This is a genomic window from Mycetocola zhadangensis (assembly GCF_003668565.1).
Taxonomy (GTDB): domain Bacteria; phylum Actinomycetota; class Actinomycetes; order Actinomycetales; family Microbacteriaceae; genus Mycetocola_A; species Mycetocola_A zhadangensis.
In genome coordinates this window covers 404663-419257 of the sequence record NZ_RCWJ01000002.1, presented here as the reverse complement: position 1 = coordinate 419257, position 14595 = coordinate 404663, and the positions used below count along the sequence as shown (strand labels likewise).

13 protein-coding genes and 1 pseudogene are annotated in these 14595 nt (G+C 64.8%); 4 read left to right on the top strand and 10 right to left on the bottom strand.

Going from position 1 to position 14595, the window contains the following annotated elements:
• Nucleotides 1–40: 40 nt before the first annotated feature.
• From D9V28_RS08555 to D9V28_RS08540, 4 genes are all read right to left on the bottom strand, one after another.
• Nucleotides 41–856, bottom strand: coding sequence for a DUF1206 domain-containing protein (locus D9V28_RS08555; RefSeq protein ID WP_121659294.1), 816 nt, complete (start codon nt 854–856; stop codon nt 41–43).
• Between the two features lie 69 nt (nt 857–925).
• Entirely contained in the window at nt 926–1702 is a 777-nt protein-coding gene (locus D9V28_RS08550) for an alpha/beta fold hydrolase (protein WP_121659293.1), read from the bottom strand.
• A 76-nt stretch (nt 1703–1778) separates the two neighbouring features.
• Nucleotides 1779–2897 carry a YihY/virulence factor BrkB family protein gene (locus tag D9V28_RS08545; RefSeq protein ID WP_121659292.1) on the bottom strand — a complete coding sequence of 373 codons (1119 nt, stop codon included), beginning with the start codon at nt 2895–2897 and terminating at the stop codon, nt 1779–1781.
• Nucleotides 2898–3013: 116 nt separating this feature from the next.
• On the bottom strand, nt 3014–3547 hold the full coding sequence (locus D9V28_RS08540; protein ID WP_121659291.1) for an SRPBCC family protein: 534 nt from the start codon (nt 3545–3547) through the stop codon (nt 3014–3016).
• Nucleotides 3548–3748: 201 nt separating this feature from the next.
• On the opposite strand from D9V28_RS08540, the gene D9V28_RS08535 reads away from it, so the two are divergent.
• On the top strand, nt 3749–4108 hold the full coding sequence (locus D9V28_RS08535; protein WP_121659290.1) for an iron chaperone: 360 nt from the start codon (nt 3749–3751) through the stop codon (nt 4106–4108).
• Between the two features lie 22 nt (nt 4109–4130).
• Here D9V28_RS08535 and D9V28_RS08530 read toward each other — a convergent pair whose 3' ends face one another.
• The 5 genes and pseudogenes from D9V28_RS08530 to D9V28_RS08510 all read right to left on the bottom strand — a co-directional run bounded on the left by D9V28_RS08530 (nt 4131) and on the right by D9V28_RS08510 (nt 10015).
• Complete coding sequence (locus tag D9V28_RS08530) at nt 4131–4508, bottom strand: DUF7715 family protein (RefSeq protein ID WP_147440950.1); 378 nt, start codon at nt 4506–4508, stop codon at nt 4131–4133.
• An 83-nt stretch (nt 4509–4591) separates the two neighbouring features.
• Entirely contained in the window at nt 4592–5335 is a 744-nt protein-coding gene (locus tag D9V28_RS16530; RefSeq protein WP_483403578.1) for an ATP-binding cassette domain-containing protein, read from the bottom strand.
• Between the two features lie 393 nt (nt 5336–5728).
• Nucleotides 5729–6094: pseudogene (locus D9V28_RS16505) on the bottom strand (ATP-binding cassette domain-containing protein); the annotation flags it as partial.
• 980 nt (nt 6095–7074) lie between these two features.
• A complete protein-coding gene (locus D9V28_RS08515; RefSeq protein ID WP_121659708.1) occupies nt 7075–8733 on the bottom strand; it encodes a catalase in 1659 nt (552 codons plus the stop codon).
• 163 nt (nt 8734–8896) lie between these two features.
• Nucleotides 8897–10015: a carboxylate-amine ligase gene (locus tag D9V28_RS08510; RefSeq protein ID WP_121659286.1), complete on the bottom strand. Its 1119-nt coding sequence runs from the start codon at nt 10013–10015 to the stop codon at nt 8897–8899.
• A gap of 80 nt (nt 10016–10095) precedes the next feature.
• Between D9V28_RS08510 and D9V28_RS08505 the strand changes: the two genes are divergently transcribed.
• Entirely contained in the window at nt 10096–10911 is an 816-nt protein-coding gene (locus tag D9V28_RS08505; protein ID WP_183086475.1) for a class II glutamine amidotransferase, read from the top strand.
• A gap of 1 nt (nt 10912) precedes the next feature.
• Here D9V28_RS08505 and D9V28_RS08500 read toward each other — a convergent pair whose 3' ends face one another.
• Nucleotides 10913–12232 (bottom strand): MFS transporter, encoded by a 1320-nt coding sequence (locus tag D9V28_RS08500; protein WP_121659284.1) that lies wholly within the window; start codon nt 12230–12232, stop codon nt 10913–10915.
• A gap of 133 nt (nt 12233–12365) precedes the next feature.
• Here D9V28_RS08500 and D9V28_RS08495 point away from each other — a divergent pair, with 133 nt between their 5' ends.
• Nucleotides 12366–13223, top strand: a complete 858-nt coding sequence (locus D9V28_RS08495; RefSeq protein ID WP_121659283.1) for a LysR substrate-binding domain-containing protein — start codon at nt 12366–12368, stop codon at nt 13221–13223.
• 156 nt (nt 13224–13379) lie between these two features.
• Complete coding sequence (locus D9V28_RS08490) at nt 13380–14594, top strand: SGNH/GDSL hydrolase family protein (protein WP_121659282.1); 1215 nt, start codon at nt 13380–13382, stop codon at nt 14592–14594.
• Nucleotide 14595 lies beyond the last annotated feature (1 nt).

Below are 14595 nucleotides of genomic sequence, written 5' to 3'. Positions count from 1 at the left end.
GCGATGTGGGCGGGTGGAACTGTACGGTTCCCGATCCCGCCTAGAGCCGCGCGAACCGGGCCCGAGCGAAGCAATACACGCCGTAGGCAATCAGGCCGAGTGCAACAACGACCAACAGAACAACCCCAAAGGGCAGATCAGTCAGCGACTTCAGGGCGCCGTCGAGCCCGGTCGCCTCGCTTGGGTCCGACGTGGCAGCGGCGACGCAGAATAAAATGCCGACAATGCCGATGGCGATGCCCTTCGCGATGTAGCCGACCTGGCCGAGCACGGTCACCGTTCGACCCGCCTTGCCTGACGGCAGGGTGATGTCTTCGAGGAACTTCTTGCGCGCCCCCTTGATCACGAAGTACACGCCGACGGCGAGCACTCCGAGGCCGAGCAGCACAACAAGGAAAACGCCGCCTGGCGTGGCCAGCAACTGCGCGGTCAGGCTTTGGGTTTGTCCCGAGCTGCTGCTTCCGCCACCCATCGCAACGGTGAACGCCGAGAAACCGATCGCCAGATAGGCGATCGCCTTGCCGCCTTCCTTCGCGCGGTCCGCCCACGCATCCTTATCCGTGCCGCGAATCAGTACAACCTCGAGCACCTGGAAGAGGCCGAGCGCCCACAGACCGAGACTCACAACCCAGAGCAGGAAAGTTCCGCCCGGGGTGGCAGCGAGTCCGCTGAGCGCTCCGCCCTGGTCTGCTTCGCCGCCGGAACCGAACGCAACGCTGAGGGCAATGCCTCCAATGAGAAGGTGAAGGAGACCATTGACCGCGAAGCCGGTGCGTGCCATCAGCTGGAAGGCGTGGTTGTTTTGCACCCGAGATGCGGCCGAACGGGGTGAAGCGGAGATCGAGCGAGAAGACATGGCTTTTACCCTAGGGGCGCAGCCAATTTGGTGCCGGAAGCGCCTCTCCCCTTGCGCTCGAGCCCTCGGTTACTTCAGGAACGCCAGTGCCGCGGCGCGGAAGTCCTTCGACGTTGGCGCGTTGAAGTGGTTACGCCCCGGGATCTCGAAGAATTCACTGCGCGGGGCCGCGGTGGCGAGCGTCCGTGACTTCTCGAGGATCGCGTCTTCGGTCCCGGTCGCAAACAACACGGGCTGCTGCGGCGGGTTCGCCTGGTCGGGCTGCGCACCACCTCGCATCCCCTCGACAAGCGAGATCAGGGCCTCAAGATCATTGCCACGGATGCCACTGGCCATCTTCACGTATGCAGCGGTCAGCTTGTCCGTGGGTGCTGTCCCCGTCTCGAGGCATTCCCGTGCTTCGTCGACGCGGAACCGTGTGAGGGGGTCCCCGTCCGGGATGCCGCCGAGGACGGCGCGGGTGATCCGGTCGGGAAGGTCGAGGCACGCTTGCCAGCCGACACGTGCGCCGAGCGAGTAGCCGATGAAGAGGGCCTCATCGAGCAGGAAGGTGTCGAGCACGTCGAGCAGATCGTCCACAAGCAGCGGCATTGTGTATGCGTCCGGTGAGTGCGGTTTGCTACTCGCACCGTGCCCGCGCTGGTCGATCGCGATCACCCGGAACCCGGCGCGACCGAGCACGCGGGTCCATCCTGAGTGGTGCCAGTTGAGCAGGCCACCCGATGCAAAACCGTGCACCATCACGACGGGAGGGCCACCGGGGTCACCGAATTCGTATGTCGCGATGCGAATGTTGTCCCGCGCGAGAACGAAACGAGGGTCTGGCGATTCGGGCAGCAGGGGCATGCTCCCATTATCTGCCCGTCGCGCAGACAACACGTGACCCCGCCCAGGGAAGGACGGGGTCACGTGTGCGGTTCAACTAGGAGCGGCGGTCAGTCTGCGATCCGGACTCGGAGGTGTCCTGTGACTCCCCCTGCGTCTCGCGCAGTTTGCGCCCGGTCTCGATATCGTCCTGCTCCTTCTTCAGCTTCTTTTCGCTGGCCTTGGTGTCGCGCGGCGGAAGCTGGAGAGAATCTTCTGCTTCGATTCCGCCCTGCAGCTGACGGCCACGCTCCATCTCGGCGTCGAACTCAGCGCCGAACAGCAGCGACAGGTTCATCAACCAGAACCAGAGGAGCATGATGATCACTCCGGCGATGCTCCCGTAGGTCTTCTGGTAGTTCGAGAAGTTCGACACGTAGAAGAAGAACGCCACGGTTGCGATGCCCATCACCAGCAGCGCGATGAGCGCACCGAGCGTCATCCACTTGAACTTCGGCTGCTTCACGTTGGGTGTGCCGTAGTAGAGAACGGCGACCATGAGGATCGCGAGAAGCGCAATCACCGGCCACTTGGCGATGTTCCACACGGTCAGTGCGGCGTCGCCCAGCCCGATCGCTCCGCCGATGGCTTCGGCAATCGGTCCGGAGACGATGAGCAGCAGGATGATCAGCACCGCGATCACGAGCAGGATCACCGTGATGAGCAGCACCACAGGACGCAGCTTGTAGAAGGGGCGCCCCTCGTCCACCTCGTAGATCTGGTTCATGGCCTGGCTGAACGCGTTCACGTAGCCGGATGCCGACCAGATGGCGCCGAGAAGACCGATCGCGAGTGCGAGCCCCGCGCCAGGTGCACTGGCCAACTGTTCGATCGGCTCACGCAGAGTCTCGGCTGCCGAAGCGGATCCGGCGCTCTCGATGAGCTGCATGATCATTTGGGTGGTCTCTTCGGCCTCACCGAACAGGCCGATGAGCGAGAGCAGAGCCAGCAGCGCCGGGAAGATCGCCAGCACTGTGTAGTAGGTCAGCGCAGCCGCGAGGGTGGTGCACTTGTCGCGCCCGAACTCCCGCAGCGTGCGCTTGAGGACGTACCCCCACGACGGCTTCTTCACATCGGTCGGGTCGTCTGGCTTGCGCGAGTCATTCGGGTCAGGAGCGTGACGGTCCTTCGCGACGCTGTCTTCGCGCCCTTTGCTCGACTGTTGTTCCGTAGTCAATCGTCTACCCCTTTACGACGGTATTGTTTCTTGGCCGTATTCAAGGGTGACTGACGGCCGTTAGTGTGACGAGAGGCTCGACGGATGCCGCCGGTCCAGTTATAGTGCGGGTTGCGTCACGCTCGACCGGTATCTCGATCAACAGCGGCAACAAGCCGATCAAGTGTTGTTCCCCAGTTCTCGTCGATCCCTGCTTCGTTCCACGCGAGCACCTGCTGCTCGGTGAGATGGTCAGGAAGCGCGACCGCGAAGATCAGGTCTGTGGCCGGCCGGGAGTCGCCCTCCGCTTCGGCCGACGGGGTCGCGTCGAGGATGACAGTGATGAGCGGCACATCGTCGAGAGATGGCAGCTCGATTTCGGGCCACCCTCCCTCGGCGCCCCAGGAGAAAACGAGCTTCTCTCCCGGCGAGATCTCGCGGTAGATGCCGCCGGTGATGTAGCTCACCGACTCATCAATGATCATCTGTTGCCGCCAGGCCCCGCCTACCCGGAGGTCAACGTCGACCGGCTCTGACGGCGTCGGAGCCGACGGATTGAAAAACCAGCCCAACTGATCGGGCTCGGTCCATTTGCGAAACACCTCAGCCGGGGCAGCCCGCAGGGTTCGAAGCAGAGTGAACCCGCGATGGAGTTCATAGGTCGCTGTCATGTGAGTTCTCCTTTGCGCGGCGGCCGGCGTTCGACTCCTTCTTTAGGGAACCGTGGTGGAGACCTGAGCGTCAACCCTCTGCCTCGAATGCCGGGGGTGTGCATAATCAACCGTTTCCGCGAGGCGTGGAACAGCGCGCTCGACCGCGTCGAGGCGTATCTTCGTCATGAGGCTGCCTGACTCACACCGAAAGGACACGCCATGGTCACACCGAGCAGCGTGAATGAGTACATTGCCGGCTTCCCGCCGGAGCAGCAGGCCGTGCTGCAGGACATCCGTGAGGCGATCCGCCGGGGAGTTCCCGGTGGAGAGGAAAAGATTCGGTACGGTATGCCGGCCGTTATGCTCGGCGGTCGGTACGCGATCCATTTCGCCGGCTGGAAGAAGCACATCGGGCTGTATCCGGTGCCCCGTTTCGACGACGCCCTTGAGTCCGAGGTCGCGCTTCATCGCAGCGAGAAGGACTCGGTGACGTTCCCCTGGACTGATCCCGTTCCCATCGACCTCATAGAACGGGTGGCGGCGGCGATCGCCCGCGAGCGAGCACCATCGTCGGAGTAGGCGCGTTCAACGATCGTCGCCGTCAGTATCCGGTCCCGAGTTCGAGAAGAACGGCGTACCCGTCACACCGGCCCACGACGGACCCAACCGGCCAGCGATTGGCCGTGAAGCGGGAATCCCGCACCAACTGATCGGCGTAACCGTCGCGAGCGCATTCGCGACAGCATCCGCTCACCACAATCTCGCGGAACTCGCGGATGTCGAGATACGGGAGGTCAGCGACCACCGCCTGACACGTCAACCGGCCGGACGCAGCGCCGATGAACGAAAAGCCGCCAACACAGTCGGGCACCTCACACGAGCATGGGCCCGGATCGAGCACGAGTTCGCCCTCGACCGCCAGTGAGTTGATGCTGCCGTCGGCGTTCTCGACGACGGGTGGTGCCACGAGTACCTTCATGATGTCCTCCATTGGGTTGGATAGGTTCATCCGGCACAGTTCAGGTATAGATCGACCCTCCGACATCGGCACAACGCCCCCGTTTATTGCTCGGTGAGGCCGCCTCCCACGTCGAGTTCGAGGGTTGAGGTCAGGTCGAGCCGCTCGAGGAACGCGTCGTCATGGCTGACGAGTAGGAGCGCACCGCGGTAGGCACGCAGCGCGTCGACCAGCTGCTCGACGCTGGCCAGGTCGAGGTTGTTGGTCGGCTCATCGAGCACAAGCAGTTGCGGCGGCGGATCAGCCAGGAGCAGGCGCGCCAGGGCGACCCGGAAGCGCTCGCCGCCGGACAGTGTGCGCACCGGGCGCTCGACCGTTGCGCCGCGCAGGAGGAAGCGGGCGAGCCGGTTGCGGATGGTTCCAACCGGCACGGTCGGTGCAACGGCGCTCACATTCTGGAGCACCGAGGCGTGATCGTCGAGCCCGTCGAGGCGTTGAGGGAGGTAGCCGACCCGGTCGGTGAGTAAAACGCCGCGAGCGCGACCCGGCTCTGCGGCTGTGCCGCCCAGCAGGTTCTCGAGCAGTGTCGTCTTGCCGACACCGTTCGGCCCGACGATGGCGACCCGTTCGGGTCCCTGCACCACGAACGAACGGTTGGTTCCGATGAGTTCGGCGATGCGCCGCCCGCTCGACACATCGGGGTCGGGAAGGTCGACAACGATGTGGGCGTCGTTCCTCACCCGTGCGTCGGCGCTGTCGAGTACCGCTTGGGCGGATTGCACCTTGGACGTCGCTTCGGCGCGGAGCTTTCCTGCGGCGACCTGGGCGCTGGACGCCCAGGCGTTCATAACGATGGGCGCCGCACGTTTGTCCTCACGACTCTTTCTCGCGGTCCGGGCTCGGGTGGCCAATTTCAGTTCCGCTTCGATGCGCTGACGCTTCTCGATTCTCACCGCCTGCGCTGCCGAGCGGGCGGCCTGCACCGCGGCATCCTGTTCCAAATCGAGGGCTGCTTTCCACTCGGAGTACGGCCCTCCGAACAGGCTCAGGCGGCCGGCGTGCAGCTCGGCGGTGTCATCCATGAGTTCGAGCAGCGCGATGTCGTGGCTGACCACGACCAGTGTGCCCGGCCAGGTGCGGATGAGACCTGCGAGCCGTGCGCGTGCGTCGCGATCGAGGTTATTCGTCGGTTCGTCGAGGAGTGTGATCGGCGAACGGCGCAACCTCAGGCCCGCAATGGCGACGAGCATCGCCTCTCCTCCGGAGAGCGCGGCAACGCGGCGGTCGAATGCGGTATCGCCGAGGCCGATCGAGCGCAGTGCTTCCGCGGCGTCGGTTTCAAGATCCCAGTCGTCGGCGAGCGCATCGAATCGTTCCTCCGACACGTCACCGGCTTCGATGGCGTGAAGCGCCTCGAGCTTCGGCGTGATGCCGAGCAGATCGGCGACCGACGCATCGACGTCGAGGGTGAGCGTTTGCGGCAGGTAGTCAACGTCGCCTGCTGTGCTGATGCGGCCGGTGGTCGGCCTCATCTGACCGGCGATAAGGCGCAGCAGCGTGGACTTACCCGAGCCGTTGGTGCCGACGAGTCCGGTGCGGCCCGAGCCGAAGGTTCCGGTGATGCCGGTGAGTGCTTCGGACCCGTCTGGCCAGGTGAGGCCGACGTCGGTCAGCGTGATCGATGAGTTCTTGAGCGTAGACATGCGTCTCCCGAGGTTTCAGTGGATGCACTGACACCGGGGCCGAGAAACGGCGGATGAACGGATGTCAGCGCGTTAGTGGCGCGAAACCGTCGAAATCTTCACCGGAGGAAACCTCACACTGGGAAACAAGAACGCCTCAGTGTTCCACGGGACTATCGAATTTGGCAAGAGTGCGGATGCGACGCGTCGGTCGGTCACGCTTGCCCGCCTAGCTTCGCCACGAAGGGTGGGTGCGGCGCTGCTCGGTCACAGATGGCTGGTGCGGCGTTGCTCGGCCGCAAAGGGCTGGTGCGGCGTTGCTCGGCCGCAAAGGGCTGGTGCGGCGTTGCTCGGCCGCAAAGGGCTGGTGCGGCGTTGCTCGGCCGCAAAGGACTGGTGCGGCGTTGCTCGGCCGCAAAGGGCTGGTGCGGCGTCGCTTGGTCGCAAAGGGCTGGTGGGGCGCTGCTTGGTCGCAGATGGCTGGGTTTTTTCAATAAGTCCAGCCGTTGATGACCGAGCAAGCGCGGTACGGCCATCGCAGCGACCCTTCGTGACGACGCTAGAGCCCGCTGAGACAACGACCAACCCTTTGTGACCGAGCGCCTGCCGGGCGATGCTTCGAGCACGCTCGCGGCAGCGCGGCAGCGCGGCAGCGCGGCAGCGCGGCGCACGGCAGCGCGGCGCACGGCAGCGCGGCGCACGGCAGCGCGGCGCACGGCAGCGCGGCGCACGGCAGCGCGGCGCACGGCAGCGCGGCGCACGGCAGCGCGGCGCACGGCAATGCGACGCACGGGCCAACGCGCGGCGCGGCCTAAAACACGGGAAAGGGATCGACCCAACGACGACGGACCCCCGGAGGTTTTCCGAGGGCCTGTCGTTCGTAGTGCTTCCGTTGCGCGGCTCGACTACAGAGTGACGACGACGTGCTCGTTGGGCACGCAGTGGGTCATCACGAGTCCGGCGACGTCCCGCGGGCCGTTGTTACCCAGGTTGGCCAGTCGCGCAAGCTCGGCCTCATTGAGTGTCTGGCTCTGCAGCGGCGGCAGGTGGCGAACATCGTCGGCGCTGATGCCGAGGCCGGCACCGACCCGTGCACCGAGCTCGTCCTCGACCAGGAAGAAGTGCCAGACCATACGCTCCTGCACCTCGCGGCTCGCCTGCCCGATGAGCTCGACGAAGTTGGCGACGAGGTCGTCCTGCTCCCACGGCTCCATCAGCAGGAAGCGCTGACCGGCCTGCGTGTAGTCGTCGGTGCGGGGAATCCGCTTGCGCGTCAGGCGCCCGACGATCTCGGGACCCTGCTCGTCGTGCGTCGGGTACGCAGCCTCCCGCAGCGAACCGTCAGTGATGGACGGCTCGTAGTTGATGTGCGGGTTCTCTCCGCCGTCGACGTGGTAGGTCATCTGACCGTCGCGCTGGTTGGTGTGAACCTTGGCGTTCTTGGCCTGGTTGACCGGGAGCTGAAGGTAGTTCGGGCCGACCCGGTATCGCTGCGTGTCACTGTACGAGAACGTACGCCCGACGAGCATCTTGTCGTCGGAGAAGTCGAGCCCGTCAACGAGGACACCGGTGCCGAACGAGAGCTGCTCGTTCTCGGCGAAGAAGTTCGACTGGTTGCGGTTGAGCACCATCTTGCCGACGGTCTTCGGCGGGAAGTCGTTCTCCGGCCACAGCTTCGTGTCGTCGAGCGGGTCAAAGTCCAGCTCGTCGTGGGCGTCGTCGGACATGAGCTGAACCCGCAACTCCCACTCGGGGTAGTCGCCGTTCTCGATCGACTCGTAGAGATCCTTCGTCGCGTGGCCGAGGTCGCCGGCCTGGACTGCTGCTGCGTCCTTCTCGGTGAGGCTCTTGACGCCGACGCTCGGGATCCAGTGGTACTTGACCAGGTGGGTCAGGCCATCCGCGTTCACCCACTTGTAGGTGTTGACGCCGAAGCCCTGCATCGTGCGGTAGTTCGCCGGGATTCCTCGGGGGCTGAAGAGGTTGACCAGCATGTGCATCGACTCGGGGGTCTGCGACATGAAGTCGAAGATGCGAGCGGGTTCCTGGCGGAACGTCACCGGGTCGGGCTTCAGGGAGTGGATCACGTCGGGGAACTTGATCGCGTCACGGATGAAGAACACGCCGAGGTTGTTGCCGACGAGGTCCCAGTTGCCGTCTTCGGTGTAGAACTTCACAGCGAACCCGCGGGGGTCTCGCGCAGCCTCAGAGGAGTCGCGGCCGCCGATGACGGACGAGAACCGTACGACGAGGTCGGTGCGCTTGCCCGGCTCCTGGAAGAGTTTCGCGCGGGTGTACTTGGAAATGGGTTCGTCGCCCCACATGCCCGTCGCTTCGAAGTAACCGAACCCGACGGCACCGCGCGCGTGCACGACCCGCTCGGGAATGCGCTCTCGGTCGAAGTGGCTGATCTTCTCGAGGAACTGGTAGTTCTCCAGCGTCGCCGGACCGCGTGCGCCGACGGTTCGCTGATTCTGGTTGTCGTACACCGGGTGACCCTGTCGGTTGGTCAGGACCTCGCGGTTATCGTCCTCGGCTGGTTTCTGGCTGGCGACATCAGTCATCTGGTTCTCCTTCACAAATTTCCTCCCGCAGGTGGACGTTCCACGAGGGAGGCGCTTCCAGCCTAGGTATCTTGAATAATTCAAAACACCCGTGGCGTTACGGCGCAGACTCTGATACCGGGACCAAGCCCCTCGAGCTGAGCGCTTGCACCACACCCAGGTTTTACAGGGTGTCCTGACCGGAGGTGACCCTCACCAGGTCGCCCACCACGTCGGTGAGGGAGCCCGTCCGCGCGAGGACCGCCCGCTGCCGGATCGCGCCGTTCCCCCGCCGCAGCACGGCGGCGATCCCACACTGAACCCGCTCTTCATCGTCAGTTCCGGCAAGCACAGGGCTCACGTGCCTGAGCAGGTCGGCGACAACCTCCCTTGCCGGGCGCGGGCGGAGCGTCAGCGGATCGAGCAGGTCGCCCGACAACCCGTAACGACCGGCTTGCCAGCTCGCCAGCCTCAACATCGACGCTGGCGCAGACGGCGCTGTGTCACCCATCGACCACGAGCGCGCCGCGGTCTCAACCAGCCCGCGAACCAGCGATGCGATCAGCACAGCATCCGTGACATCCGCGCACACGTCCGACACCCGAATCTCGACGGTCGGAAGATGGTGCGACAACCGCGCATCGAAATACACCATGCCCTCATCGAGCATGACACCCGAGTCGAGCATGGCCGCCAGGGTGGCCCGATACCGGTCGACAGAACCGAACACCTCGGTTGGTCCGGCCGTCGGCCAACGCAGCATCGCCTGAGACCGGTAGCTGGCGTAGCGGCTGTCCCGGCCGTGCCAGAACGGCGAATTCGCACTCAGCGCGATGAGCACAGGCAGCCAGCATCGGATGCGGTCGAGGACGGCGACACCCTCCTCGGCCGATTCCACTTCCACATGCACGTGGCAGGCACAGGTGAGCTGTTCGCTCGCCGTGATGCCGTACACCTCAGCAAGTCGTTCATAGCGGGGGTCACGGAACAGGCGCGGCTCCACCCGAATGGGCGATGACCCAGACGCGATGACGCGTGCACCAACACCGTGCGCCGCGATATTGGCGCGATTTCTACACTGGCGGATGTCATCGGCCAGGTCATTGAGGTCGGCATGCGGTGCCGTGTTGGTCTCGAGCATCTGCTGCTGCACCTCGTGCTCGATCGACCCGCCGAGGTGACCTGGTGGCGGTTTGACCGCAACGCCGCCGGCCATCTTGAGGATCCGGGGAGCGGCCGACCGGGCGCGCCCGGTCGCCGGGTCCACCAGCAGCAGCTCTTCTTCGACGCCAACCGTGCGCATGGCTACAGTGTCGCAGTCAAGCCCCTTTCTCACCAGCGCCAGAGAGGTGAAAGCTGGAGCCGAGAGAAAGGGGCACCGTCGTGTGCCGGTTGTTGGGATATGTTGCCTCCCGTCCTCTCGCGCCTGTCGATGTGCTCGGCGAGCCAGCGTTCGACACATTCACCTCCCTCGCCGCCCTGCACGGAGACGGCTGGGGGCTCGCGTGGAGAGGTGCTGACGAGCACACTCACGCTGTGTCCAGCCCGGACTCGGCGGCTCGTGACCCGCACTACGCGGAGCTCACTCGGCAACCGCTCGGTGCTGCTGGGCTTGTGCACTTGCGTTGGGCGACAGGAGGACTTCCTGTGGTGCAGGAGAACACGCATCCGTTCACCGATGATCAGTACGCGTTCGCGCACAACGGCCACGTCTCACCGATCTCACGGATCGAAGAGATGCTCACCACCGAGTCGAAGGCCAAGCTCAAAGGTGCGACGGACACCGAACGGTACTTCCGTTTCGTGATGCAGTGCATTCGCGAGGACGCGTCGGAGCGGGCCGGAGTGACCCGGGCGCTGCACACCATGATGGACGAGTTTCCGCACGCGAGTTTGAACGCCATCCTGCTCACGCCGACGACGCTGTTCGCTATCCACATCAACAGCAGGGCGGCGTCACCACCGAAGGCGCTCAGCGCGTTGTACGAGACCGACGCGGACATGCCGCACCGGCACGCGACCGAGTACTACGCGATGGACTACCGCGTCACGCCCGAGGCGGTGCACGTGATTTCGAGCGGGCTGGACGAGCCGGGCTGGTTGCGCGTTCCGGCGGATGCTGCCGCGATGGTCGACCTCGAAACCCGGCAGATCACGGGGCTCGACCTGCTTCCGGTTGATCGGACAGATCGAGGCTGAATCAGTTGCGCGGCGCGATGCTGACGAAGGGGCGACCGCTCTGTACCCGCAGCCGCAGCTGGCCGCGCCGGGCCAGGACGATGGCGACGACGCCGGCGGCGAGCGCGGGCACTCCGCCAGAGACCACCATGCCGGCGTGCGCGCCGAACTTCTCGATGACGACACCCATGAGCGGCCCGCCGATGGCCTGGCCACCGAGCAGCACGAGGACGTACAGCGACATCACCCGCCCGCGGATGCTGATGTTGCTCGACATCTGCACGAGGGTGTTCGACGCGGTGAGGAAGAGGAGGGACGCAAGGCCGACCGTCACGAGGCAGGCCGAGAACAGCGTGATCGACGGCATCAGCCCGGCAACCACCTGCAGCAGGCCGGTGACCCCGACACCGATCACGATGGTGCGCAGCCGAATCGATGCGCGGCGGGTCGACAAGAGCGCACCGGTCAGGGCGCCTGCTGCGACCATCGAGTTGAACAGGCCGTAGCCGCCAGGCCCGACTTGAAACACGTCGTCGGCGTACGACGCGAGGATCACGGGCATGGTCAACCCGAACACCGCAAACACGGCGATGAGGATCACCGGGAAGATGATGGTCGGCTTCGCGACCGCGTAACGCAGACCCTCACGAAGCTGACCTCTGGCCCGAGGCGACGGGGCGACCCGTGACATCCGGTCGGTGCGCAGCATGCCGAGCATGACAATGACGATGAGGCAGGCAAGACCGTTGATGGCGAACGCTGGCCCGGCTCCGACGGTCAGCAGCAACACGCCGGCGATCGCTGGTCCGATCATCCCGGCCAGCTGGAACACCGACGAGTTGATGCTGATGGCGTTGCGCAGGTTGCGTTGTCCGACCAGCTCGGTCACGATGACCTGGCGCGCCGGGTTGTCCACCACGGTGACGAGGCCGGTGGCGAACGCGATAGCGAAGACGTGCCAGGCCTCAACAATTCCGAGCAGCGCGAGAGCGGCAAGCCCGAGGCTCAACACAGCGAACAGCGATTGGGTGATGACCATGAGCATTCGTTTGCTGTATCGATCGGCGATCACGCCGCCGAACAGTCCAAAGAACAGCATCGGTGCGAACTGCATGGCGACCGTGATGCCGACGGCTGTCGCGCTGCCGGTCAACTCGAGGACGAGCCAGTCCTGGGCGATGCGCTGGGTCCAGCCGGCGGTCATGGCGAGCAGGTTGCCGATCGTCCACAAGCGGAAGTTTGGCACGCTCAGCGCGATGAAGGTTTTGCGCCATGGCAGGCGTCCGGTCTGGAGGGAGAGGGGTTCAGTGGGAGGGAATGCGGTTGAGTGCGCCGAAGCCACTGATGTTCTCCTGAAATTCTTTATGGAAAGCGGATGCCACGCTTAACGCTAGAGACAGCATCCGTATTCGGTCCCTCAATGCATAGAATTACTGCCATTGGTCTTTTCAATACCGCTGTCAGAGAGGACACGGATGTACGACCCCATTCTGCTCAGGACGTTTCTGGTCGTCGCCGAGACACACAGCTTCACGAACGCGGCGCTGAGGCTGGGCATCAGCCAGCCGACGGTGAGCCAGCAGATGAGCAAACTCGAGCGGGCGGCCGGTCGAATGCTGCTCGCACGCGACACCCGTGAGGTGCGATTGACCGACAATGGCGACGCCATGGCGGGGTTCGCTCGCACCATCCTGGCCGCGCACGCAGCGGCGGAGAGTTACTTCAACGGGTCGGCCATGAAGGGTCGGTTGCGCTTCGGCGCGGCTGACGACCTCGCCATCACGCAGCTGCCGCAGATGCTGAGGCACTTCCGGCAGCTGTACCCAGAGATCAACCTCGAGCTCACCGTGAACCAGAGCGCACCACTTCGGCGCCGCCTTGAGCAGGGACACCTCGACCTGATCTTCGTAAAGCAGAGCGCTGGCGAGGCAACGGCGAGTACCCGGGTGGCCAAGGACACGCTGGTCTGGATGGCGCAGGACACCCTGACACTGGCCGCGGGCAACCCGGTGCCGCTCATCGCGTACCAGGCGCCGAGCCTGAGCAGAAAGATCGCGATCGACGCGCTCGAGGCGGCCGGACGTACCTGGCGAATCACCTGCAACACCCGCGACGTCAACGGGATGCTCGCCGCGGTGCGTGCGGGCATCGGTGTTGCGCCGTTTCCGCACTCGCTCATTCCGTCAGACCTGGTGAAGGTGAGCAACCGGTTCAGCCTGCCAGAACTCGTCGACGTCGACTATGTGCTGATGGCGAATCCGACGGCGGCGAAGGAACCGGTGCAGGCGTTGATGTCGGCGATCATGAGCCGCGGGGTGCGGCGGGAGGCGTAGCACGCGAGTGTCCCCCGAATGGAGGGGGCAGCATCCGCTTTTTGGGACTAATCAGGGAAATTTTGCGGGTATTCTTGCCTGTCGGGCGCACGATATGCGACTCTGTGCATTCGACAACCCCCACTTTCTACCCCACAAACACTTTCGGAGGATCGGATGCCGTCCGAAACCCTGCACATCAGTCTTGATGTGCTCGCGAACTCGGTTCGAGGCGCACTCGAGATTGAACCCGTCGTCGGCGGTTTCAGCCCGAGGCGACTGCCGTCGTGGACGCGGGCGCAGCAGGCCGATTCTGACATCGAGCGGATGGCGAGCCACACCTCCGGAGTCTCGCTTCGCCTGGTGACAGCAGCGACGGCGCTCGGGCTCGACATCACCTTCTCCCGCACAGCGATTCGTGGGCAGCGACCGGCTCAGGCCGCATCGGTGATGTGCGAGGTGGACGGCAGGCTCGTCGGGCACCTCGAGGCCGACGAGGGCACAGTGATCGTCACCACACGCGACAAGACCTCGACAACGCTGCCGGGGCATCCGTCACTTGTCCTCCTCGAACTTGGCGGTGATGGCACTCGGGAACGCGAGGTCATCGTGTGGTTGCCTCAGGCGGCGTCGGTCACGATTCACGGCGGAGCGGCGGATGCGCCGGTTCGGGCCGCTAAGCCGACCGACGCGTTGCGCTGGACTCACTACGGCAGTGCGATCAGTCACGGTTGGGTGGCCGCGAACGCTCGCGGCCCGTGGCCCATCGAGGCGTCACGCAGGCTCGGTTGGGATTTGACCAACCTGTCCTTCGCGGGCAACGCCATGCTCGACCCGTTTGTCGCGCGCGTGATCGCCGGGCAGCCGTCCGACCTCATCACGCTCAAGGTGGGGCTCGACCTGGTCATCGACGATGTGATGCGGAGGCGGACGTTCATCCCGGCGCTGCACAACTTCCTCGACCTGATTCGGGAGGGACAATTGGATACCCCGATCGCGCTGATCACCGCACTGGCGTGCCCGATTCTCGAGCACGCCACCGGACCGATGCGTGACGTGTCACCCGGGCACTGGGAAGCGCATCCGCGCGAGGTGCTCGAGGGAGACGGGTCGCTCACGCTGAGCGGCACGCGCGACCTGGTTGCCGAGGTTGCCGCGGCCCGAAACGATGACATGCTCGACGTCGTCAACGGCTTGTCACTCTTCACCCTCGACGACGCGCCGCGCCTCACCGACAACCTGCACCCTGACCAGGAGGGGCACGACCTGATCGCCGGACGATTCGTCGGGCAGGCGAGCGATCCCGCTGCCACGCTCGGCAACCTCGTCGGACGACTGGCGGCGCGAGAGTCGTCTCGATCGGAATTCACACCCTCGACCGGACGGTCCTAGC

Excerpts from the sequence above, each read along its gene's own strand:
- D9V28_RS08555 (WP_121659294.1), bottom strand. The coding sequence starts at position 856 with ATGTCTTCTCGCTCGATCTCCGCTTCACCCCGTTCGGCCGCATCTCGG.
- D9V28_RS08550 (WP_121659293.1), bottom strand. The coding sequence starts at position 1,702 with ATGCCCCTGCTGCCCGAATCGCCAGACCCTCGTTTCGTTCTCGCGCGG.
- D9V28_RS08540 (WP_121659291.1), bottom strand. The coding sequence starts at position 3,547 with ATGACAGCGACCTATGAACTCCATCGCGGGTTCACTCTGCTTCGAACC.
- D9V28_RS08535 (WP_121659290.1), top strand. The coding sequence starts at position 3,749 with ATGGTCACACCGAGCAGCGTGAATGAGTACATTGCCGGCTTCCCGCCG.
- D9V28_RS08530 (WP_147440950.1), bottom strand. The coding sequence starts at position 4,508 with ATGAAGGTACTCGTGGCACCACCCGTCGTCGAGAACGCCGACGGCAGC.
- D9V28_RS16530 (WP_483403578.1), bottom strand. The coding sequence starts at position 5,335 with ATGAACGCCTGGGCGTCCAGCGCCCAGGTCGCCGCAGGAAAGCTCCGC.
- D9V28_RS08515 (WP_121659708.1), bottom strand. The coding sequence starts at position 8,733 with ATGACTGATGTCGCCAGCCAGAAACCAGCCGAGGACGATAACCGCGAG.
- D9V28_RS08510 (WP_121659286.1), bottom strand. The coding sequence starts at position 10,015 with ATGCGCACGGTTGGCGTCGAAGAAGAGCTGCTGCTGGTGGACCCGGCG.
- D9V28_RS08495 (WP_121659283.1), top strand. The coding sequence starts at position 12,366 with ATGTACGACCCCATTCTGCTCAGGACGTTTCTGGTCGTCGCCGAGACA.
- D9V28_RS08490 (WP_121659282.1), top strand. The coding sequence starts at position 13,380 with ATGCCGTCCGAAACCCTGCACATCAGTCTTGATGTGCTCGCGAACTCG.